This window comes from Pseudomonas sp. SF2 (assembly GCF_036858055.1).
GTDB lineage: Bacteria > Pseudomonadota > Gammaproteobacteria > Pseudomonadales > Pseudomonadaceae > Aquipseudomonas.
Window position 1 is genome coordinate 13,938 of the sequence record NZ_JAMBDI010000001.1, and the last position, 22,188, is coordinate 36,125.

Consider the following 22,188-nt stretch of genomic DNA (forward strand, 5'->3'; position numbering starts at 1 on the left):
TATTGATATAAGTCATGTAATGAATTTGTTCTTGTAACCTTGCTCGTCAATACTCTCTCCAAAGCCGATTAGCCGGCGCTTGTAGACCGATAAGGAGAGCCCATGAGCAAGATTCTCACCACCGCCAGCGGTGCACCTGTAGCCGACAACCAGAATTCCCGTTCCGCCGGCCCGCGCGGCCCGCTGCTGCTCGACGACTTCCACCTGATCGAGAAGCTTGCCCATTTCAACCGCGAGAACATTCCTGAGCGCCGCGTGCACGCCAAGGGCTCGGGCGCCTACGGTACCTTTACCGTCACCCGCGATATCACCGGTTACACCAGTGCCAAGCTGTTTGAACAGGTTGGCAAGCAGACCGAAACTTTCCTGCGCTTCTCTACCGTTGGTGGCGAGCGTGGCTCCGCCGATACCGAGCGCGACCCGCGTGGTTTCGCCGTTAAGTTCTACACCGAGGAAGGCAACTGGGACATCGTCGGCAATAACACGCCGGTATTCTTCATTCGCGACCCGCTGAAGTTCCCGGACTTTATCCACACCCAGAAGCGTCACCCGCAATCCAACCTGAAGAACGCCCAGATGATGTGGGACTTCTGGTCGCACTCCCCCGAGGCGTTGCACCAGGTCACCATTCTGTTCTCCGATCGCGGCATTCCGGACGGCTACCGCCACATGCACGGTTTCGGCAGTCACACTTACAGCCTGATCAATGCCGAGGGTGAGCGCACTTGGGTCAAATGGCACTTCAAGACCCAGCAAGGTATCAGGAACCTCGCCCCGGCAGATGCCGCGCGCCTGGCAGGTACTGACCCGGACTACGCGCAGCGCGACCTGTTCGAAGCCATTGAGCGAGGCGACTACCCGCGCTGGACCGTATGCATCCAGGTGATGAGCGAAGCCGAGGCTGCCAGCCGCGACGAGAACCCCTTTGACGTGACCAAGACCTGGTCGCAGAAGGACTACCCGTTGATCGAGGTGGGCGTGCTGGAGCTCAACCGTAACCCGCTCAACTACTTTGCCGAGGTCGAGCAGGCTGCCTTTGGTCCGAGCAACATGGTGCCGGGTGTCGGCCTGTCGCCAGACCGCATGCTGCAAGGGCGTGTATTCGCATACGCTGACGCGCACCGCTACCGGGTGGGCACCAACCACCAGCAACTGCCGGTGAACGCACCACGCTGCCCGGTTAACAGCTATCAGCGTGATGGTTCCATGGCTGCTGGCAGTTACGGCAGTGCACCGAACTATGAGCCCAACAGCTACAGCGATGCACCGAAGCAGTCGCCGCGCCATGCCGAGCCTGCACTGGCCCTGAATGGTTCGGCTGACCGCTACGATCACCGTGAAGACACCGACTACTACAGCCACGCCGGCGCGCTATTCCGCCTGATGAGCGATGAGCAGAAAGCCCTGCTGATCAACAACATTGCCGGCACCATGGCAGGCGTCAGCCAAGACGTGGTCCAGCGCCAGCTGCAGTACTTCTTCAAGGCCGATCCGGCCTACGGCGAAGGGGTCGCCAAGGCCCTGGGCGTCAATCTCGCTTAAGTCGAAGTGATAAGAAGAACCGCCCTCATTTGGGCGGTTTTTCAATGAATATCACTACTGTTTGACCGATTTTTTGCTTCTGATTGCGCGTTTTTCAGTGACCGCTGGCAAAAGCTGGTTCACACTATGTGGCATAGACGTTTTCACATGGAGAAGCAGGGCGATGCAAGGTCACCCGGACGTAATCAACTACCTCGTTACGCTGCTGAAGGGCGAACTGGCGGCGCGCGACCAGTACTTCATTCACTCGCGGATGTACGAAGACTGGGGCCTGTCCAAGCTCTACGAGCGCATCAACCACGAAATGGAAGAAGAGACGCAGCACGCCGATGCCCTGATGCGTCGCATCCTCATGCTCGAAGGCACCCCTGACATGCGCGCGGACGACCTGGAAGTGGGCAGCACCGTGCCGGAAATGATCGAGGCTGACCTCAAGCTCGAGTACAAGGTGCGCGGCGCGCTATGCAAAGGCATCGAGCTGTGCGAACTGCACAAGGACTACATCAGCCGCGACATCCTGCGTGCCCAACTGGCTGACACCGAAGAAGATCACACCTACTGGCTGGAGAAGCAGCAGGGGCTGATCAAGGCCATCGGCCTGGAAAACTACCTGCAATCGCAGATGTAAAAGCTGGGGGCTGCTTTGCAGCCCTGTCGCGACACAAGGCCGCTCCCACAGGCAAATGCACTCCTCCTGTGGGAGCGGCCTTGTGTCGCAACAGGGGCGCAAAGCGCCCCCAAGGCCTCACGCCCGATCCCGCTCCAGCAGCGGTTTCAGATAATGCCCGGTATACGACTGCTTCATCTCGCTCAGCTCTTCCGGCGTACCGCAGGCAATGATCTGCCCACCTTTCGAGCCACCCTCCGGCCCCAGATCCACCAGCCAGTCCGCGGTCTTGATCACATCCAGGTTGTGCTCGATCACCACCACGGTATTGCCGTGGTCACGCAGGCGATGCAGCACGTCCAGCAACTGCTGGATATCGGCAAAGTGCAGGCCCGTGGTCGGCTCGTCGAGGATATACAGGGTCTTGCCGGTGTCACGCTTGGACAGTTCGCGCGACAGCTTCACCCGCTGTGCCTCGCCGCCCGACAGCGTGGTCGCCGACTGCCCCAGCTTGATGTACGACAGCCCCACATCCATCAGCGTCTGCAGCTTGCGCGCCAGCGCCGGCACTGCATCGAAGAACTCGCGGGCATCCTCGATGGTCATCTCCAGCACCTCGTGGATGTTCTTGCCCTTGTACTTGATCTCCAGGGTTTCGCGGTTGTAGCGCTTGCTCTTGCACACGTCGCACGGCACGTAGATGTCCGGCAAAAAGTGCATCTCCACCTTGATCAGGCCATCGCCCTGGCAGGCCTCGCAACGGCCACCCTTGACGTTGAACGAGAAGCGCCCCGGACCATAACCGCGCGAACGTGATTCCGGCACACCGGAGAACAGCTCGCGGATCGGCGTGAAGATGCCGGTGTAGGTCGCCGGGTTCGAGCGAGGGGTGCGGCCGATCGGGCTCTGGTCGATATCCACTACCTTGTCCAGGTGCTGCAGGCCATCCATGCTGGCATGCGGCGCCGCTTCAAGGCTGCTTGCGCCATTCAGGGCGGTGGCGGCCAGTGGGAACAGGGTGTTGTTGATCAGCGTCGACTTGCCCGAGCCGGATACACCGGTCACGCAGGTCAGCAGGCCGATCGGGACTTCCAGGTCGACGTTTTGCAGGTTGTTGCCACGTGCGCCCTTGAGCTTGAGTTGCAGCTTCTTGTTGCGCGGCGTGCGCTTGGCCGGGACGACGATCTTCTTGCGCCCGGAAAGGTACTTGCCGGTCAGCGAGTCGGGGTGGGCCATGACTTCCTGCGGCGAGCCCTCGGCAACGATCTGCCCGCCGTGTACGCCGGCCCCCGGGCCGATGTCCACCACATAGTCGGCCAGGCGGATGGCGTCTTCGTCGTGTTCCACCACGATTACCGTGTTGCCCAGGTCGCGCAGGTGGTTGAGGGTGGCCAGCAGGCGGTCGTTGTCGCGCTGATGAAGGCCGATGGACGGCTCATCGAGGATGTACATCACCCCCACCAGGCCAGCGCCGATCTGGCTGGCCAGGCGGATACGCTGCGCTTCGCCACCGGACAGGGTATCGGCACTGCGGTCGAGGGTGAGGTAGTCGAGACCGACATTGACCAGGAACTGCAGGCGCTCGCAGATTTCCTTGAGGATCTTCGCCGCAATTTCGCCACGGCGGCCGGTCAGGGTCAGTTCGCCGAAGTAGTTGCTGGCTTCACCAATCGGCAGGTTGGTCACCGCCGGCAGGGTCTTTTCACCCACCCACACATGCCGTGCCTCACGGCGCAGGCGGGTGCCGCGGCAGTCCGGGCAGGGCTGGGTGCCAAGGAACTTGGCCAGTTCTTCACGCACGGTGGCCGACTCGGTCTCGCGGTAGCGACGCTCCAGGTTCGGCACGATGCCTTCGAACGGGTGCGAGCGCTTGACGATGTCGCCACGGTCGTTGAGGTACTTGAAGTCGACACTCTGTTTGCCGCTACCCTGCAGGATCACTTTCTGGTGCTCGGCCGACAGCTGGCCGAACGGCTCCTCCAGGCTGAAGCCGTAATGCGCGGCCAGCGAGCCGAGCATCTGGAAGTAGTACACGTTACGCCGGTCCCAGCCGCGGATCGCGCCTTCGGCCAAGGTGAGTTCGGCATTGACCAGGCGCTTGGTGTCAAAGAACTGCTTCACTCCCAGGCCATCGCAGGTCGGGCAGGCGCCGGCGGGGTTGTTGAAGGAGAACAGCTTCGGCTCCAGCTCGCTGATGGCATGGCCACAGACCGGGCAGGCGAAGCGCGCGGAGAAGATCGTCTCTTCGCCTTGTTCATCATCCATCGGTGCCACCAGGGCGATGCCGTCGGCCAGCTTGAGCGCGGTCTCGAACGATTCGGCCAGGCGCTGTTGCAGGTCGGCGCGGACCTTGAAGCGGTCCACCACCACATCGATGCTGTGCTTTTTCTGCTTGTCCAGCTTGGGCAGTTCGTCGAGCTCGTAGAGCTTGCCGTTGACCCGGGCACGCACAAAGCCTTGGGCACGCAATTCGTCGAACACCGCCAGGTGCTCGCCCTTGCGCTCGCGCACCACTGGCGCCAGCAGCATCAGCTTGCTGCCTTCCGGGCGCTCCAGCACCAGGTCGACCATCTGGCTGATCGTTTGCGCCTCCAGCGGGATATCGTGGTCCGGGCAGCGTGGGGTACCGACGCGGGCGTACAGCAGGCGCAGGTAGTCGTAGATTTCGGTGATGGTGCCCACCGTGGAGCGGGGGTTGTGCGAGGTCGACTTCTGCTCGATGGAAATGGCCGGCGACAGGCCTTCGATGGTGTCGACGTCAGGCTTTTCCATCATCGACAGGAACTGCCGGGCGTAGGCCGACAGCGATTCGACATAGCGGCGCTGGCCTTCAGCGTACAGGGTGTCGAACGCCAGGGACGACTTGCCGGAACCGGACAGGCCGGTGATCACGATCAGCTTGTCCCGGGGCAGGGTCAGGTCGATGTTCTTCAGGTTGTGGGTGCGTGCCCCACGAATCAGGATCTTGTCCACTGCGGCCTCGCTCGGCGGGCATAAACAAGGAAGTATACGGCGCCCTGCCAGTACGCGGCAAAGCGTCGCGTAGATGCCGTCACGCTGTCGGACTGATAGAATCGCCGCCGGTTCACACGAGGTTAATCCATGCACGACACCCACAACGAGCGCATGAGTGGCGGCGAAACCCGCGCCGCTGGCGGCCTGGCCCTGGTCTTTGCCTTTCGTATGCTGGGCATGTTCATGGTCTTGCCGGTGCTGGCCACCTACGGCATGGACCTGGCCGGTGCCACACCGGCGCTGATTGGCCTGGCCATTGGTGCCTATGGCCTGACCCAGGCCGTTTTGCAGATCCCGTTCGGGATGATTTCCGACCGTATCGGCCGCCGGCCGGTGATTTACCTGGGGCTGGTGATCTTTGCCCTGGGCAGTGTATTGGCGGCCCAGGCCGACTCCATCTGGGGTGTGATCGCCGGGCGTATCCTGCAGGGGGCCGGGGCGATTTCCGCTGCGGTCATGGCGCTGCTGTCCGACCTCACCCGCGAGCAGCACCGGACCAAGGCCATGGCCATGATCGGCATGAGCATCGGCCTGTCGTTTGCCGTCGCCATGGTCGTCGGCCCATTGCTGACTCGTGCCTTTGGCTTGTCAGGATTGTTCCTCGCCACGGCAGGACTTGCCCTGGTCGGCATCCTGCTGATCGCCTTTGTCGTGCCCAATACCCACAGCATCCTGCAGCACCGTGAGTCGGGTGTGGCGCGCCAGGCCATCGGCCCGACCCTGCGCCATCCGGACCTTCTGCGCCTGGACGCGGGCATCTTCATCCTCCACGCCATCCTCATGGCCAGCTTCGTCGCGCTGCCACTGGCCTTCGTCGAGCGCGGCGGTCTGCCGAAGGAGCAGCACTGGTGGGTATACCTGACCGCATTGTTCATCTCATTTTTTGCAATGGTCCCGTTCATCATCTACGGCGAGAAAAAGCGCAAGATGAAACGCGTGCTGGCCGGGGCGGTCAGTGTGTTGCTGCTGGTGGAGGTGTTCTTCTGGCAGTGGGCTGACGGTTTGCGCGGACTGGTGATCGGCACCGTGGTATTCTTTACTGCATTCAACCTGCTGGAGGCATCGCTGCCTTCGCTGGTGAGCAAGGTGTCGCCTGCAGGTGGCAAGGGGACGGCAATGGGGGTTTACTCCACCAGCCAGTTCCTCGGTGCTGCCCTGGGAGGAATCCTCGGTGGCTGGTTGTTCCAGCACGGCGGGCTGAACATGGTGTTCCTCGGTTGTGCGGTACTGTGTGCCATCTGGTTGGTCGTTGCCTTGCGCATGAACGAGCCGCCCTATGTGACCAGCCTGCGCATGCCGCTGACGCCTGAGGCAGTCCGGGAAGCCGGCCTGACCGAGCGCCTGATGGCCGTGCCGGGTGTGACCGACGCCGTCGTGGTGGCGGAAGAAGCCGCCATCTATATCAAACTGGATACGAAAATTTTGGACCGTACGACCCTCGAGCGCCTGGTGAACCCGGCCTCTTCGGCGTGCGAAGCCTAGGAGAACGTTATGGCCCGTGGGGTTAACAAAGTCATTCTGGTTGGTACCTGTGGCCAGGATCCCGAAGTCCGCTACCTGCCCAACGGTAACGCCGTGACCAACCTGAGCCTGGCTACCAGCGAGCAGTGGACCGACAAGCAGTCGGGCCAGAAGGTCGAGCGTACCGAGTGGCACCGTGTGTCGCTGTTCGGCAAGGTTGCCGAAATCGCCGGCGAATACCTGCGCAAGGGTTCGCAGTGCTACATCGAAGGCAAGCTGCAGACCCGCGAGTGGGAAAAAGACGGCATCAAGCGCTACACCACCGAGATCATCGTCGACATCAACGGCACCATGCAGCTGCTCGGCGGCCGTCCGCAGGGCCAGCAGCAGGGCGGTGACCCGTACAACCAGGGTGGCGGCAACTACGGTGGCGGCCAGCCGCAACAGTACAACCAGGCTCCGCGCCAGCAGGCCCCGCGCCCGCAACAGGCTCCTCAGCGCCCGGCACCGCAGCAGCCAGCCCCGCAGCCAGCGGCTGACTTCGACAGCTTCGATGACGATATTCCGTTCTGATCGGAGCGGTCAGGCGTCTAGCAAGACCAGAAGCCCAGGGCAGTTGCCCTGGGTTTTTTTATGGGCAGCCACCCGTGTAGGAGGCTTCTGAAACTGCTGGTGCTGCAGCTCATTGTTGCCTTCTCAATTTAATATCTGTCCCTAGCAGGCAACGAGAGTGGAAACATGGACGTCATCATGGGTTTGATAGCCGCCTTGTTGTGGGGCGTCACCGATTTTCTAGTGGGGGTAAACGCCCGGGCGGTTGGCATTCGTCGAGCTGTCTTTTTTGGGCAGGTATTGGGTCTGTTGCTGATGGGGCTGATCATCTTCATATCGGCCAATCAGCTGGAAAAGATACTGGCGGCACCTGTTAGCGCATTGCTGCTTGGCGGAGTTGCGGCGCTTTGCACGGTGTTAGGGGCGCTGTCACTTTCCAAGGCCTTTGCTATCGGCAAGACGGCAGTCGTGGCTCCGCTGGTGACCTCGTATGGCGTCTTTACTACGCTGCTGGCCTGGCTAGGTGGTGATGAACTGTCGCTTTGGCAGTTTCTTGGCTTGCTGACCTGTTTCCTTGGTGTGCTGTTGGCCAGTAGCAGCGGTAACAGGGCGGGTGAGCAGGGGCGGTCGATGAGCCGTTTGCCGGTTGCTTTCGCTCTGTTGGCGGCGGCTTTCTACGGCGTCAGTTTCTGGCTTCAGGGGAAATATGCGCTGCCCTCGCTCGGCCCTGTGAACATGTTGGCGCTAGGGTATGCAGTTGGGGTGATCTTCCTGATGCCCGAAGCGCTCAGGCTGCTGAGGGGCTGGTCGGTAATCAGGCCAAGAACGTGTGCAACATTGTGCGGTGCCAGCCTGTTCAACCTGGGTGGGTTTTCCGCCTTTTCCTGGGGGGCGCTAAATGGTTCGATTTCCGTTGTCACCGTGATCAGCACGCTGTCGGGGGGAATCGCCGCGATACTGGGCTTCTTCTTCTATCGGGAGCGGTTGTCCTGCTTTCAGGTGGTGGGCGTGGGCCTGGTCTTGGTGGGTGCCATTCTACTGCACCTGTTTGGCTGATCCCGATAAGCTCAGGTGCTGGTGCGAACGAGTTCGCAAGCGATCCGCTTATCCTGTGGGAGCGGCTTTAGCCGCGAAGAATCCAGCGCGGTGCATGGCACCGGCTGTGCCGGTGTTCGCGGCTAAAGCCGCTCCCACAGGGTCCCTGCTAATTCACAGGGTTATGTGAGAGCGGGTCCAATAAGGCAGCGCTTCAATAGAACAACCGCGGCTCCGGCGAGTCCAGCAGGCTGACCAGCTTGGTCAGGGCAAAGCCCAGTTCCTGGCGGCTGGGCGCCATCAGGGCGATGCGCACGCCGCAGGTTGCGTGGCTGCGTTCCGGCAGGAACTGGCTGCCACTGACTACCGTGACGCCGTTGTTGCGCGCCAGGTTGGCGAATTCGTCGCTGGTCCACGGCTCCGGCAACTCCAGCCAGATGTGGAAGCTATTGGGCTGGCTGCGGATCTTGTACCTGCCAAGGATCTCCCGGGCCATTTGCTGGCGCGCGGCCGCCTCGTCCTGCTGTACCCGCACCAACTGGTCGGCCATGCCGCTGTTGATCAGGTTGCTGGCCAGTTGCGCCATCAATGGTGACGGCATCCAGACGCTGCTGCGTACCATCGACGATAACCGCGAGAGGGTTTGCGGTGGCGCGTACAGGTAACCGATGCGCAGCGCCGGCAGCACGCTCTTGGACAGGCTGGTGAGGTACACCGAGCGTTCGGGCGCATACGCGGTCAGTGGCTGGTAATCCGCTGCGGGTTCGAGAAAACCGTAGATATCGTCATCGACGATGAACAGGTCGAACTCGCGGGCGATCTCTGCAATGGCCTGGCGCCGTGCGTGGGGCATGATCGAGTTGGTCGGGTTCTGGTGGGTGGTGACGCACACCAGCAGGGAAGGGCGGTGCTCCAGGCAGGCCGCGCGCAATGCCTCCGGAATAAGGCCGTGCTCGTCCATGGCCACGCCGCGCAGGCGGCGGCCCATGCTGTGGGCCAGGGAGATGATGCCTGGGTAGCAGAACGATTCGCACAGCACCACATCGTCGCTCTTCGACAGGCTGCTGATGGCCACCAATAGTCCATGCTGGGCGCCAGAGGTCAGTACAACCTGTTGCCAGCGAGCATCAGGCAGCCAGCGCTGAATCCAGGCTGCCCCTGCTTGTTTGTGGGAGGTGTGACCACCCTCTGTCACATAGTCGAGTACCTGCCCCAGGTCCGGAGAAGTGGCCAGCTCGCTGATCGCCGCACCCAACCACTCACTCATGTGGGCGTCGTTGGGTTTGATGATCGAGAGATCGATCTGGCTGCTTTCGCCAGTAACGGGTGCAGGCACCGACGGGGTGGATAACCGCTGTCGCAACTGCCTGACAAATGTGCCACGGCCCACCTCTCCAACCACCAGGCCGCGTTTGGCGGCTTCGTCGTAGGCTCTTCCAACGGTGCCGGGAGTTACATTGAGTGCCTCGGCAAGGTCTTTGAGGGTGGGCAAACGATCGCCTGCTGCAAGCCGACCACTTTCGATGTCCTGTTCAAGGGCATTAGCGATCATCAGGTAAACCGGCTGGGTTTGATCGCCGTATTGAGGGACCCACATGGAAATGACACCAGATTCTGCAATTGCGCGCAGCCTAACATGAAAGCCAAGATGCGGGTAATGAGGGCAATTGTTGCCATTGAGTCGATTTAATTTGATATTGCATCGATTCAATTTTTGTAATTACAATCATCGCGCTGATTGGGACATGCACACTTGCGTTGTGCTTGGCAGGACACTCCACTGGATGGACTTCGCTATGGAAATTCTGGGCGCTTTCTGGGCGGAACACTGGTTGCTGGCGGTGCTCATGCTTGGGGCTATCGCTTTCGTTGCCGGCTTCGTAGACAGCATTGCCGGTGGCGGCGGGTTGTTCCTGGTGCCGGGCTTTCTGCTGGTCGGCATGCCACCGCAGGTTGCCCTCGGTCAGGAAAAACTGGTCAGTACCCTTGGCACACTGGCAGCCATTCGCAACTTCCTGGCCAACAGCAAGATGGTCTGGCAGGTGGCGCTGGTCGGCGTGCCGTTCTCGTTGCTCGGTGCCTACCTGGGGGCACACCTGATCGTGTCGATCTCCCAGGAAACCGTGGGCAAGATCATCCTGGCGCTGATCCCCCTCGGCATCCTCATCTTCCTCACCCCCAAGGACCGCCCGGTCGAAGAGCGCGAACTGTCATCGCGCATGCTGTTCACCGTGGTCCCGCTGACCTGTCTGGCCATCGGCTTCTATGACGGCTTCTTCGGCCCCGGTACCGGCAGCATGTTCATCATCGCGTTCCATTACCTGCTGCGCATGGATCTGGTCTCCAGCTCGGCCAACTCCAAAACCTTCAATTTCGCGTCCAACATCGGCGCCCTGGTGGCCTTCGTCATTGCCGGCAAGGTCGTCTACCTGCTGGCGTTGCCGCTGGTGGCCTGCAACATCCTCGGTAACCACCTGGGCAGCGCGCTGGCCCTGCGCAAGGGCAACGAAGTGGTGCGCAAGGCGCTGGTGTTTTCGATGCTCTGCCTGTTCACCAGCCTGGGCGTGAAGTACCTGGCCTGACCCTTCCATAGGAGACAACTGATGAAAACCGCATTCGTAACCGGCGCCTCCTCGGGCTTTGGCCGCGCCATCTGCCGTACCTTGATCGGCAAAGGCTACCGCGTGATCGGTGGCGCCCGGCGCATGGACAAGCTGCAAGCGCTGGAAGCCGAACTGGGCGCCAACTTCACTGCGCTGGCGCTGGATGTCACCGACCCGGTGTCGCTCGAGACGGCGGTCGAGAAGATTCGTGATGCTTCGCTGCAGATCGACCTGCTGGTCAACAATGCCGGGCTGGCGCTGGGCGTGGACCGTGCCCAGGTCAGCAGTGCGGAAAACTGGCAGCGGATGATCGACACCAACATCACCGGCCTGGCCATGGTCACCCACAAGATACTGCCGCAGATGGTGGAAGCCGACAGCGGCATGATCATCAACATCGGCTCGATCGCCGGCACCTACCCCTACCCGGGCGGTAACGTGTATGGCGCCAGCAAGGCCTTCGTCCGCCAGTTCAGCCTCAACCTGCGCGCCGACCTGGCGGGCACCCGCGTGCGAGTGAGCAACATCGAGCCGGGGCTGTGCTCGGGTACCGATTTCTCGGTGGTGCGCCTGAACGGTGACCTGGATGCCGTGCAGGCGCTGTATAGGGATGTGGAGGCCATTCTGCCCGAGGACATCGCGGCCACGGTGGCCTGGATTGCCGAGCAGCCGGCGCATGTGAACATCAATACCATCGAGATCATGCCGGTGGCGCAGAGCAGCGCGGCGCTGAACGTGGTGCGCAACCTGCCGCTTTGCTGATCGGCCGGTGGTGGATGGCACCGGCGTTGCCGGTGTTAGCGGGCACGCCCGCTCCCACATTCGGGCAGGTGCAGTACCTGTGGGAGCGGGTTCACCCGCGAATCAGGCAACACAGCGCCTTCAGCTGACCCATGTCATCGCACCTTCGCGATTCTTGGCTAGTCTTACCTGTTGGCGGCCATCAATTGGCCGCCACCGTGACTACCAAGAGGCGCCGGCCATGTTCCGTGCGTCCACCACCTGATCAGGAGTGCACGATGGACCTGAACCGTCGGCAGTTCTTCAAGGTCGCCGCCGTCGGCCTTGGAGGCTCGAGCCTTGCGGCGTTGGGCATGGCCCCGACACCCGCATTCGCCGAGCAGGTGCGTCACTTCAAGCTGGCGCATACCAAAGAAACCCGTAACACCTGCCCCTACTGCTCGGTCGGCTGCGGCCTGATCATGTACAGCCAGGGCGATGCGGGCAAGAACGTCAAACAGAACATCATCCATATCGAAGGTGACGCCGACCACCCGGTCAACCGCGGCACCCTCTGCCCGAAAGGCGCCGGCCTGCTGGACTTCATCCACAGCCCGAGCCGCCTGCAGTACCCCGAGGTACGCAAGCCGGGCAGCAAGGAGTGGGTGCGAGTCAGCTGGGACGAGGCGCTCGATCGCGTCGCCGACCTGATGAAGCAGGACCGCGACGCCAACTTCATCGAAAAGAACGCCCAGGGGCAAACGGTCAACCGCTGGCTCACTACCGGTTTTCTCGCTGCTTCCGCCGCCTCCAGCGAGGCCGGCTACCTGACCCACAAGGTCATCCGCGCAACAGGCATGCTGGGGTTCGATAACCAGGCTCGTGTCTGACATGGCCCGACGGTGGCAAGTCTTGCCCCGACGTACGGCCGTGGCGCCATGACCAACCACTGGTCCGATATCGCCAACGCGAATCTGGTCCTGGTGATGGGTGGCAACGCAGCAGAAGCGCATCCGTGCGGCTTCAAGTGGGTGACCGAGGCCAAGGCGCACAACAAGGCGCGGCTGATCGTGGTCGACCCGCGGTTTACCCGTACCGCTTCGGTGGCGGACTACTACGCACCGATTCGTACCGGTACCGACATCGCCTTCATGGGCGGGCTGATCAATTACCTGCTGAGCAACGACAAGATCCAGCACGAGTACGTGCGCAACTACACCGATGTGTCGTTCATCGTCAAAGAGAACTATGGCTTCGAGGATGGCCTGTTCAGCGGCTACGACGAGGCCAAGCGTGTGTATGCCGACAAGTCCGGCTGGGGTTATGAACTGGGTGAGGACGGTTTTGCCAAGGTCGACCCGACCTTGCAGCACCCGCGCTGCGTGTTCCAGCTGATGAAGCAGCACTACAGCCGCTATACCCCGGAACTGGCGAGCATGACCTGTGGCATGCCGCAGGACGCCATGCTGAAGATCTGGGAAGAGATCGCCACCTGCTCGGTACCGGGCAAGACCATGACGATCCTCTACGCGCTCGGCTGGACGCAGCACTCGATCGGCGCACAGATCATCCGCAGTGCGGCCATGGTCCAGTTGCTGCTGGGCAACGTCGGCATGCCCGGTGGCGGGGTCAACGCCTTGCGCGGGCACTCCAACATCCAGGGCCTGACCGACCTCGGCCTGCTGTCCAACTCGCTGCCGGGTTACCTGACCTTGGCTGGCGATGCCGAGCAGGACTACGCCGCCTACATCGACAAGCGCGCCTCCAAACCGCTGCGCCCAGGGCAACTGTCGTACTGGCAGAACTACGGCAAGTTCCACGTCAGCCTGATGAAGGCCTGGTATGGCGCCAACGCTACGGCAGAAAACAACTGGGGCTACGACTGGCTGCCCAAGCTCGACGTACCGGCCTACGACGTGCTGCGCATGTTCGAGATGATGGGCCAGGGCAAGGTCAACGGCTACATGTGCCAGGGCTTCAACCCGATTGCCGCGCTGCCGGACAAGAACCGCGTCACCGCAGCCCTGGGCAAGCTCAAGTGGCTGGTGATCATGGACCCGCTGGCCACCGAGACCTCGGAGTTCTGGCGCAACGTCGGGCCGTTCAACGATGTCGACACGGCCAACATCCAGACCGAAGTGATCCGCCTGCCCACCACCTGCTTCGCCGAGGAAGACGGCTCGCTGGTCAACAGCAGCCGCTGGCTGCAGTGGCACTGGAAGGGCGCCGACGGCCCGGGTGAGACCCGCACCGACGTGCACATCATGAGCGAGCTGTTCCTGCGCCTGCGCCGACGCTACCAGGCCGAGGGCGGTGCCTACCCAGACGCGCTGATGAACATCAACTGGCCATACAAGATCCCTGAAGAGCCATCCCCGGAGGAACTGGCCAAGGAAATGAACGGCTGGGCGGTGACCGACCTCACCGACCCGACTGGCGCAGTGCTCAAGGCCGGCCAGCAACTGGCGGGCTTTGGCCAGCTCAAGGACGATGGCAGCACCGCGTCCGGCTGCTGGATCTTCGCCGGCAGCTGGACCGAGCAGGGCAACCAGATGGCCCGCCGCGACAACAGCGACCCATACGGCATGCACCAGGTGCAGAACTGGGCCTGGGCCTGGCCGGCCAACCGCCGCATCCTCTACAACCGTGCTTCCAGCGACCCGCAAGGCAAACCCTGGGACCCGGAGAAGAAGCGCCTGGTATGGTGGAACGGCAAGGCCTGGACCGGTACCGACGTGCCCGACTTCAAGGTCGACTCGCCACCCGAGGCGGGGATGAACCCGTTCATCATGAACCCCGAAGGCGTGGCGCGGTTCTTCGCCATCGACAAGATGGCCGAAGGCCCGTTCCCCGAGCACTACGAGCCGTTCGAGACGCCGATTGGCATCAACCCGCTGCACCCGCAGAACAAGAAGGCCACCAGCAACCCGGCCGGGCGGGTCTTCGACTCGGTGTGGGACACCCTGGGCAAGCACGACGAGTTCCCGTATGCGGCGACCACGTACCGGCTGACCGAGCACTTCCACTTCTGGAGCAAGCATTGCCGCCTCAACGCCATTGCCCAGCCCGAGCAGTTCGTCGAAATCGGCGAGGTGCTGGCCAACGAGAAGGGTATCAAGGCCGGTGACCGGGTGCGGGTGTCGAGCAAGCGCGGGCACATCGAGGCGGTGGCGGTGGTGACCAAGCGGATTCGCCCGCTCAAGGTCAACAACCAGACCGTGCACCAGATCGGCATCCCGCTGCACTGGGGCTTCACCGGGGCTACGCGGCATGGCTACCTGACCAACACCCTGGTGCCTTTCCTGGGTGACGGCAATACCCAGACGCCAGAGTCCAAGTCGTTCCTCGTCAAAGTGGAGAAACTCTGATGGCCAGCCAAGACATCATCGCCCGCTCGGCCACCACCACCGTACCGCCTTCGGTACGCCAGCAGCAGGAAGTCGCCAAGCTGATCGACACCACCAAGTGCATCGGCTGCAAGGCCTGCCAGGTGGCGTGTTCGGAGTGGAACGAACTGCGTGACGAGGTCGGCCACAACCACGGCACCTATGACAACCCCCAGGACCTCACCGCCGAGACCTGGACCCTGATGCGCTTCACCGAGCATGAGCGCGACGACGGCAACCTGGAGTGGCTGATTCGCAAGGACGGCTGCATGCACTGCGCCGAGCCAGGTTGCCTGAAGGCCTGCCCGAGCCCGGGGGCGATCATCAAGCACGCCAACGGCATCGTCGACTTCAACCAGGACCACTGTATCGGTTGCGGCTACTGCATCACCGGCTGCCCGTTCAACATCCCGCGCATCTCGCAGAAGGACCACAAGGCGTACAAGTGCACCCTGTGTTCCGACCGCGTGACCGTGGGCCTGGAGCCGGCCTGCGTGAAAACCTGCCCGACCGGGGCGATCGTGTTCGGCAGCAAGGACGAGATGAAAGTGCATGCCGCCGAGCGCATCGTCGACCTCAAGTCGCGCGGCTATGACAACGCCGGGCTGTACGACCCGGACGGCGTCGGTGGCACCCATGTGATGTATGTGCTGCACCATGCCGACACGCCGAAACTGTACGCCGGCCTGCCGGATCAGCCGGTGATCAGCCCTCTGGTGGGGCTGTGGAAAGGCTTCACCAAGCCGCTGGCGCTGCTGGCCATGGGCGCGGCGGTGCTGGCCGGGTTCTTCCACTATGTGCGGGTCGGGCCACAGCGGGTGGAGGAGGACGAACGCCCGACACCGCCGGATGAAAGCGTGCATCAGGTGGACCCGTCGGTCCATGTCTATGATCCGGCCAAGCCCGGTGGGCAAGGGGAGCAGCGACCATGAACGACAACAAACCCATCCTGCGTTACAACGCCAACGAGCGCAGCAACCACTGGGTCGTCGCGATCCTGTTCATCCTGGCTGGCCTGTCGGGGCTGGCGCTGTTCCATCCGGCGCTGTTCTGGCTCAGCAACCTGTTCGGCGGTGGGCCGTGGACACGCATCCTGCACCCCTTCATCGGGGTGGCGATGTTCGTGTTCTTCCTCGGCCTGGTGCTGCGTTTCTGGCGCGCCAACTTCATCACCGCCAACGACCGCCTGTGGCTGCGCCGCGTGGACCGGGTGATGCTCAACAAGGAGGAGGGTGTGCCGCCGATCGGCAAGTACAACGCCGGGCAGAAGCTGTTGTTCTGGACCCTGCTGGCGTGCATGCTGGTTCTGCTGGTCAGCGGTGTGGTGATCTGGCGCGCCTACTTCAGCCATTGGTTCGGCATCGAGGTCATTCGCCTGTCCGCGCTGCTCCACGCCCTGGCGGCGTTCGTGCTGATCCTCAGCATCATCGTGCACATCTACGCCGGCATCTGGATCAAGGGCTCGATCGGCGCCATGCTGCATGGCTGGGTCAGCCGCGCCTGGGCGCGCAAGCACCATGAGTTGTGGTACCGCGAAGTGACCGGTGACAAGACGCCGGGCAATCACGGACGAAAAGAAGGATGAGCGCTTGAGCACGATACTCGAACCCGGGCAGATCGAAGCGTCGGCGGTGATGCCGCCGTTTCTGCACCTGCCCCCCGCCAACCTGTTCGAACTGCGGGCCGCGCGCCTGGAGCAGTTGGCCGAGGGCAATGCCCTTGGCGAATACCTGAAGCTGGTGGCCCGCTTGTGCCGCATCCAGCAGCAGCTTGTGGATAACCCGCCCGCTGGCATGCCTGTGGCCGAGGAGCGTCAACGCCTGTGCATAAGTCATGGTTTGCCGCCGCTGGCGGCGGATAGCCTGGTGCGTGAAGGGCCGTGGCTGGTCTGGTTGCAGGCCTTGCTCGAGCACTTCAGCGCGCAAACCAGCGGTCCGTTGGGTGAGGCACTGCAAGCCCTGCGTGGCAGCGACGACAATCAGCGCAAGGGCTGGGGCATTGCCTTGCTCGCCGGCCAGTACGATGCAGTGCCCGCAGGGCTGGTGCCGTTCATTGGGGCGGCCTTGCAGGCGGCCTGGTCCAGTTGGTTGCTGGCGCTGCCCGCGCCAGAGCTCAAGCCCGCCGGCAGCCTGGCCCAGTGCCCGGCCTGCGGCTCGCCGGCGATGGCCGGGGTGGTGCGCAACCGTGGCAAGCACAATGGCCTGCGCTACCTGGCCTGTTCGCTGTGTGCCTGTGAATGGCATGTAGTGCGGGTCAAGTGCGTCTACTGCGAGTCGAGCAAGGACCTGCGCTACACCAGCCTCGACGATGACCGCCATGCGCCGGGCAAGGCGCCGCTGCGTGCCGAGTGCTGCCCGGCGTGCGAAAGCTACCTGAAGCAGAACTACCTGGAAAACGATGCGGCGGCCGAGCCGCTGGCCGACGACCTGGCCAGCCTGGCGCTGGACATTCGCCTGGACGAGGAGGGCTTCCATCGGTTGGCACCGAACCTGATGCTTGCGCCCGGGTAGTGGGTGAGTGTCTACACTGTAAGACCGAGTCGCCTTCTTCGCGGGTAAACCCGCTCCCACAGGTACCGCGCAAGCTTCAAAAGCTGCGCGGGCCTTGTGGGAGCGGGTTCCCCCGCGAAGAGGCCAGTACAGACAACGGATCAGTCCAAGGTAGTACCGCATGTCCTCCAGCCTAGCCAGCGACACCCCACGCCTGCCCTCCATCGACACCCTTTTGCGCCACCCGGCCTGCCTCCCGCTGATCGACCGCCATGGCCGCGACGCGGTCCTTGCCACCTTGCGCCAACTGCTCGACGACCTGCGCGACCCCGCCCGTACCGGCCAACTCAGCGCCGCCGAACTGGCCGCTGAAGTCCTGCTGGGCCGCACCGGCGAACGCCTGGCCACCCAGCAACGCAGCCAGGTCCGTCGCGTGTTCAACCTCACCGGCACCGTCCTGCACACCAACCTCGGCCGCGCCCTGTTGCCAGAGGAGGCCATCGAGGCCATGCAGACCGCCGCCCGCTACCCGCTCAACCTGGAATTCGACCTGGCCACCGGCAAGCGTGGCGACCGTGACGACCTGATCGAAGGCCTGATCCGCGAGCTGACCGGCGCCGAAGCCGTCACCGTGGTCAACAACAACGCTGCCGCCGTGCTGCTGGCGCTCAACAGCCTGGGCGCGCGCAAGGAGGGCATCATCTCCCGCGGTGAACTGATCGAGATCGGCGGTGCCTTCCGCATTCCCGACATCATGGCCCGCGCTGGCGTGAAGCTGCACGAAGTCGGCACCACCAACCGCACCCACGCCCGCGACTACGAGGCCGCCATCGGCCCACGCACCGGCCTGCTGATGCGCGTGCATTGCAGCAACTACAGTATCCAGGGTTTCACTACCCAGGTGCCCACCGCCGAGCTGGCGCGCATCGCCCACCAACATGACTTACCGCTGCTTGAGGACCTTGGCAGCGGTAGCCTGCTTGACCTCACCCGCTGGGGCCTGCCCGCCGAGCCGACCGTGCGCCAGGCCCTGGCTGACGGCGCCGATATCGTCACCTTCAGTGGCGACAAACTGCTGGGCGGGCCGCAAGCCGGGATCATCGTCGGGCGCAAGGACCTGATCGCCAGGATCAAGAAGAACCCGCTCAAGCGTGCGCTGCGGGTCGACAAGATCACCCTCGCCGCACTCGAAGCGGTGCTGGCGCTGTACCGCAACCCCGACCGCCTGGCCGAGCGCCTGCCCAGCCTGCGTCTGCTGACCCGCAGCCAGGCCGAAATCCAGGCCCAGGCCGAGCGCCTGGCCCCTGAGCTCAAGGCCCGCCTCGGCGAGCAATGGGCGGTCAGCGTGGAGCCGGCGTTGGGCATGATCGGCAGTGGCAGCCAACCGGTCGCCCGCCTGCCGAGCGCGGCGTTGTGCCTGCGCCCGCAGGTGTCGAAGAAGTTGCGCGGGCGCAGCCTGCATGTGCTGGAGCGGGCCTTGCGAGACCTGCCGGTGCCGGTGCTCGGCCGCATCGCCGACGACGCCCTGTGGCTGGACCTGCGCCAGCTGGATGACGAAGCCCAGTGGCTGGCGCAGTTGCCCGCCCTGCAGTTGGGGCCGGTACAGTGATCGTTGGTACCGCCGGCCATATCGACCACGGCAAGACCGCACTGCTCCAGGCCCTGACCGGCCAGGCCGGCGACCAGCGCCAGGAGGAGCGCGCCCGTGGCATGACCATCGACCTGGGCTACCGCTATGCGGCGTTGACCGAGGGGGCGGCACTGACCGGCTTCATCGACGTACCGGGCCATGAGCGCTTTATCCACAACATGCTGGCCGGCGCCCACGGCATCGACCTGGTGCTGCTGGTGGTGGCGGCCGACGACGGGGTGATGCCACAAACCCGCGAGCACCTGGCAATCATCGAGCTGCTCGGCATTCCCCAGGCCCTGGTGGCAATCAGCAAATGCGACCGGGTAGAGCCGGCACGCCTGGCCGAAGTGCAGGCACAAGTCAGCGAATTGCTGGCGCCGGGCCCTTATGCCGGTGCACGGCAGTTTCCGTTGTCGAGTGTGACCGGCGAGGGTATCGATGCCCTGCGCCAGGCGTTGCTGGCGGCGGAGCAGCGCGTGCGCCAGCGCAGCGTGCGCGGCGGTTTCCGCCTGGCCGTCGACCGTGCTTTCGCCGTTACCGGGGCGGGTGTGGTGGTCACGGGCACGGCGCTGGCCGGGCGGGTCAGTGCCGGCGACACCTTGTTGCTGGGCAAGGCCGGCAAACCGGTACGGGTGCGTGGCCTGCATGCGCAGAACCAGGCCGCCCTGGTGGCCGAGGCGGGCCAGCGTGTGGCGCTGAACATCGCTGCCGAACGCCTGGCGGCGGAACAGGTGCATCGGGGTGACTGGCTGGTGGCCGAGTGGCTGCATGCCCCCAGCGTGCGGGTGGATATCGAACTGAAACTTTTGCCGGGCGAGACCCGGACTTTCGAACATTTCAGCGCCGTGCACGTGCACCTCGGCACCCAGGACGTAACGGCCCGGGTGGCCTTGCTCGAAGGAGAAACCCTGACGGCGGGCCAGCGCATGTTCGCCCAGTTGCTGCTCAACGCACCGCTGCAGGCGGTACACGGCGACCGCCTGGTGCTGCGCGACCAGCGTGCCCAGCGCACCCTGGGGGGCGGCAAGGTGCTCGACCCGTTTGCGCCAAGCCGTCAGCGGCGCAGCGATGAGCGCCTGCGCCAGTTGCAGGTGCTGCGTGATACCGAGGACCTGGAGCAGGCCCTGCCGGCGCTGCTCGCCAGCGCACCCGGGGGTGTCGACCCGCAGCGCCTGGAGCGGCAGTTCAATCGCCTGCGCGAAACCTGGCAGTTGCCGGAAGATGTGCTGGTGGTGGCAACACGGCAGGGCCAACTGTTGTTTGCCCGTGCCCAGTGGCAGGCGCTCAAGCGCCTGGTGCTGGAGCAGTTGGCGCGGTTCCATGAGCAGGAGCCTGACCAGCTCGGCCCGGACCGCGACCGCCTGCGCCGCTTTGCTGCCTTGCCGCTGGAGCGGCCCGCTTTTGTCAGCCTGCTGGATGAGTTGCTCGATGACCGTGCCATTGCCAGCAGCGGGCCTTGGCTGCACCTGCCCGATCACAAGGTGCAGTTGAGTGAAGCCGACAGCGCGCTATGGGCGAGTCTGCAACCGAAGTTGCTGGCGGGGCAATACGATCCGCCCTGGGTCAGGACGCTGGCGAGTGAGGAAAACCGTGCCGAAGCCGATGTGCGCCTGTTGCTGCGCAAGCTGGCCCGGTTGGGCCTGGTGCACCAGGTGGTGCGCGACCTGTTCTACCCTGAGGCGACGCTACAGCGCATGGCAGAGCTGCTGCTGGGGCAGGCCAGTGAAACGCCGATAGTGCAGGTTGCCGCGTTTCGCGATATGTTGGGCATCGGTCGCAAGCGCAGTGTGCAGATACTGGAATACTTCGACCGCATCGGTCTGACCCGGAGGGTGGCCGATCAGCGTCACATTCGCGCCGACAGCGCCCTGGCCCAGCAGCAAGCCAGGCACTGAGTTCAAGGAAGGCAATCGCGCCCGGTGGCGCGGCCGGGCTTCAAACCCGGTTGGGGACGGCAGCCGTTCCCGGGCAGGTTCGACTCCCGCTGCCTTCCGCCATTTTTTACTGGCCCATTCGCGGGCAAGCCCGCTCCCACAGGACTTCACAGCCTTCAAGGGCAGTGCTGTACCTGTGGGAGCGGGCTTGCCCGCGAATAGGCCCTGATGGGTGAAAGCTAGGCCCGCTCCCCACACAGATCCAGGGCAAACCACTGCTCAGCTGCATCCACATCCAGCCCGGCCCCCAGCAGCGCAACCATCTTGGCCAGCGCCGCCTCACGGGTCATGCCCCCACCACTGACCAGCCCGGCCCCGCGCAAGCGGTTACCCGCCGCATAGGTATCGAACACCACCGACCCCTCAGGGCACTGGCTGATAGCTGCCAGCATCACACCGCGCTGGCGCGCTGCGCTCAGCACATCCAGCAATGCCTGGTCATCCGACGGCCCGGTACCGCTGCCGTAGCACTCCAGCAGCAACCCCTGCACGCCACTGCCCAGCAGTGCCTGCAAGTGCCCGGCCTGCAGGCCCGGGAACACCGGCACTACCGCCAGGTTGACCGGCTGGCGCGGGTGCTTGTAGCCAAGCTCGGCAGGGATCGCCGTGGCGCGCTCACTGTCACGATGACGTGGCAGCGCGACAAAGGCATCGAACGCCTCGCTGCGCAGCTTCGACGCCCGGCAGCCATGCAGCAGCTGGCCATGGAAGTACAGCTGCACGCCGTCTTCCAGCCCTTGTTCGAACTGGCGCAGCGCGCCGCACAGGTTGCCCCAGGCATCGCTGTCTGCGGCACCCGCCGGCAGCATCGAGCCGGTCAGCAGCACCGGCACCGGCAGGCCCAGCAGCAGGAACGACAATGCCGCGGCGCTGTAGGCCAGGCTGTCGGTACCATGCAGCACCAGCACGCCATCATGGCCAGCAACCTCTACCGCTGCGACGATGGCATCGCGCATCGCCAGCCAGTTGTGCTGTTGCATGTTGGCGCTGTCGAGCAGCGGGTTCAGTTCCTGCAGTGTCCACTGCACCTGGGGCGCATCGGGCATGTGGGCGAAGTGTTCGCGCATGCGCGCTTCGAAACCACCGGCCGGCGCCAGGCCTTCGGGGGTTTCGAGCATGCCGATGGTGCCCCCGGTATAGAGAACGAGGAGATTGTTTACTGCTCGCATGGGAAGCATCCGTAGCGGTGAGCGGAGAAAAGGTAAGCCGCC

Annotated in this window: 16 protein-coding genes and 1 tRNA gene; 14 read left to right on the forward strand and 3 right to left on the reverse strand. The window is 63.6% G+C overall.

The features are described from left to right. Positions 1–102: 102 nt before the first annotated feature. Positions 103–1,542, forward strand: a complete 1,440-nt coding sequence (locus M2S36_RS00145; RefSeq protein ID WP_207832721.1) for a catalase — start codon at positions 103–105, stop codon at positions 1,540–1,542. Between the two features lie 163 nt (positions 1,543–1,705). Beyond that, positions 1,706–2,170, forward strand: coding sequence for a bacterioferritin (bfr, locus tag M2S36_RS00150; protein WP_003257116.1), 465 nt, complete (start codon positions 1,706–1,708; stop codon positions 2,168–2,170). A 117-nt stretch (positions 2,171–2,287) separates the two neighbouring features. Here the strand turns inward: bfr and uvrA are convergent, their stop codons facing one another. Beyond that, a complete protein-coding gene (uvrA, locus tag M2S36_RS00155) occupies positions 2,288–5,122 on the reverse strand; it encodes an excinuclease ABC subunit UvrA (protein WP_333956431.1) in 2,835 nt (944 codons plus the stop codon). Between the two features lie 129 nt (positions 5,123–5,251). Between uvrA and M2S36_RS00160 the strand changes: the two genes are divergently transcribed. The 3 genes from M2S36_RS00160 to M2S36_RS00170 all read left to right on the forward strand — a co-directional run bounded on the left by M2S36_RS00160 (position 5,252) and on the right by M2S36_RS00170 (position 8,233). Next, complete coding sequence (locus tag M2S36_RS00160; RefSeq protein WP_063911039.1) at positions 5,252–6,646, forward strand: MFS transporter; 1,395 nt, start codon at positions 5,252–5,254, stop codon at positions 6,644–6,646. A 9-nt stretch (positions 6,647–6,655) separates the two neighbouring features. Further along, positions 6,656–7,198, forward strand: a complete 543-nt coding sequence (locus M2S36_RS00165; protein ID WP_063911040.1) for a single-stranded DNA-binding protein — start codon at positions 6,656–6,658, stop codon at positions 7,196–7,198. A 165-nt stretch (positions 7,199–7,363) separates the two neighbouring features. Then, the gene (locus M2S36_RS00170) at positions 7,364–8,233 is read left to right on the forward strand and encodes an EamA family transporter (protein ID WP_207832725.1); all 870 of its coding nucleotides are present in this window, start codon (positions 7,364–7,366) and stop codon (positions 8,231–8,233) included. A 193-nt stretch (positions 8,234–8,426) separates the two neighbouring features. On the opposite strand, the gene M2S36_RS00175 is transcribed toward M2S36_RS00170, so the two are convergent. Next, complete coding sequence (locus M2S36_RS00175) at positions 8,427–9,809, reverse strand: aminotransferase-like domain-containing protein (protein WP_233694708.1); 1,383 nt, start codon at positions 9,807–9,809, stop codon at positions 8,427–8,429. A 199-nt stretch (positions 9,810–10,008) separates the two neighbouring features. Between M2S36_RS00175 and M2S36_RS00180 the strand changes: the two genes are divergently transcribed. The 9 genes from M2S36_RS00180 (at position 10,009) to M2S36_RS00220 (ending at position 21,040) form a co-directional block, all read left to right on the forward strand. Then, positions 10,009–10,794, forward strand: coding sequence for a TSUP family transporter (locus tag M2S36_RS00180; RefSeq protein WP_207832849.1), 786 nt, complete (start codon positions 10,009–10,011; stop codon positions 10,792–10,794). Positions 10,795–10,815: 21 nt separating this feature from the next. Beyond that, positions 10,816–11,577, forward strand: a complete 762-nt coding sequence (locus tag M2S36_RS00185; RefSeq protein WP_207832729.1) for an SDR family NAD(P)-dependent oxidoreductase — start codon at positions 10,816–10,818, stop codon at positions 11,575–11,577. 257 nt (positions 11,578–11,834) lie between these two features. Beyond that, on the forward strand, positions 11,835–14,903 hold the full coding sequence (gene fdnG / locus M2S36_RS00190; protein ID WP_156510838.1) for a formate dehydrogenase-N subunit alpha: 3,069 nt from the start codon (positions 11,835–11,837) through the stop codon (positions 14,901–14,903). Next, complete coding sequence (gene fdxH, locus M2S36_RS00195; protein WP_207832731.1) at positions 14,903–15,853, forward strand: formate dehydrogenase subunit beta; 951 nt, start codon at positions 14,903–14,905, stop codon at positions 15,851–15,853. The genes fdnG and fdxH overlap by 1 nt, the downstream gene beginning before the upstream one ends. Then, positions 15,850–16,506 carry a formate dehydrogenase subunit gamma gene (locus tag M2S36_RS00200; protein ID WP_063911045.1) on the forward strand — a complete coding sequence of 219 codons (657 nt, stop codon included), beginning with the start codon at positions 15,850–15,852 and terminating at the stop codon, positions 16,504–16,506. The genes fdxH and M2S36_RS00200 overlap by 4 nt, the downstream gene beginning before the upstream one ends. Positions 16,507–16,510: 4 nt before the next feature. Further along, positions 16,511–17,431, forward strand: coding sequence for a formate dehydrogenase accessory protein FdhE (gene fdhE, locus M2S36_RS00205; RefSeq protein WP_333956441.1), 921 nt, complete (start codon positions 16,511–16,513; stop codon positions 17,429–17,431). Positions 17,432–17,591: 160 nt separating this feature from the next. Next, positions 17,592–19,019 carry an L-seryl-tRNA(Sec) selenium transferase gene (gene selA / locus M2S36_RS00210; protein WP_063911047.1) on the forward strand — a complete coding sequence of 476 codons (1,428 nt, stop codon included), beginning with the start codon at positions 17,592–17,594 and terminating at the stop codon, positions 19,017–19,019. Then, positions 19,016–20,938 carry a selenocysteine-specific translation elongation factor gene (gene selB / locus M2S36_RS00215; RefSeq protein ID WP_207832732.1) on the forward strand — a complete coding sequence of 641 codons (1,923 nt, stop codon included), beginning with the start codon at positions 19,016–19,018 and terminating at the stop codon, positions 20,936–20,938. The genes selA and selB overlap by 4 nt, the downstream gene beginning before the upstream one ends. 6 nt (positions 20,939–20,944) lie before the next feature. Continuing rightward, positions 20,945–21,040, forward strand: a tRNA-Sec gene (locus tag M2S36_RS00220). 116 nt (positions 21,041–21,156) lie between these two features. Here the strand turns inward: M2S36_RS00220 and M2S36_RS00225 are convergent. Continuing rightward, positions 21,157–22,146, reverse strand: a complete 990-nt coding sequence (locus tag M2S36_RS00225) for an asparaginase (RefSeq protein WP_416774941.1) — start codon at positions 22,144–22,146, stop codon at positions 21,157–21,159. Between the last annotated feature and the right edge of the window lie 42 nt (positions 22,147–22,188).

Bases quoted from the DNA above. Each gene is read 5' to 3' on its own strand.
- M2S36_RS00145 (WP_207832721.1), top strand. From the start codon at position 103: ATGAGCAAGATTCTCACCACCGCCAGCGGTGCACCTGTAGCCGACAAC.
- bfr (WP_003257116.1), top strand. From the start codon at position 1,706: ATGCAAGGTCACCCGGACGTAATCAACTACCTCGTTACGCTGCTGAAG.
- M2S36_RS00160 (WP_063911039.1), top strand. From the start codon at position 5,252: ATGCACGACACCCACAACGAGCGCATGAGTGGCGGCGAAACCCGCGCC.
- M2S36_RS00165 (WP_063911040.1), top strand. From the start codon at position 6,656: ATGGCCCGTGGGGTTAACAAAGTCATTCTGGTTGGTACCTGTGGCCAG.
- M2S36_RS00170 (WP_207832725.1), top strand. From the start codon at position 7,364: ATGGACGTCATCATGGGTTTGATAGCCGCCTTGTTGTGGGGCGTCACC.
- M2S36_RS00175 (WP_233694708.1), bottom strand. From the start codon at position 9,809: ATGTGGGTCCCTCAATACGGCGATCAAACCCAGCCGGTTTACCTGATG.
- M2S36_RS00180 (WP_207832849.1), top strand. From the start codon at position 10,009: ATGGAAATTCTGGGCGCTTTCTGGGCGGAACACTGGTTGCTGGCGGTG.
- M2S36_RS00185 (WP_207832729.1), top strand. From the start codon at position 10,816: ATGAAAACCGCATTCGTAACCGGCGCCTCCTCGGGCTTTGGCCGCGCC.
- fdxH (WP_207832731.1), top strand. From the start codon at position 14,903: ATGGCCAGCCAAGACATCATCGCCCGCTCGGCCACCACCACCGTACCG.
- M2S36_RS00200 (WP_063911045.1), top strand. From the start codon at position 15,850: ATGAACGACAACAAACCCATCCTGCGTTACAACGCCAACGAGCGCAGC.
- selA (WP_063911047.1), top strand. From the start codon at position 17,592: ATGTCCTCCAGCCTAGCCAGCGACACCCCACGCCTGCCCTCCATCGAC.
- M2S36_RS00225 (WP_416774941.1), bottom strand. From the start codon at position 22,146: ATGCGAGCAGTAAACAATCTCCTCGTTCTCTATACCGGGGGCACCATC.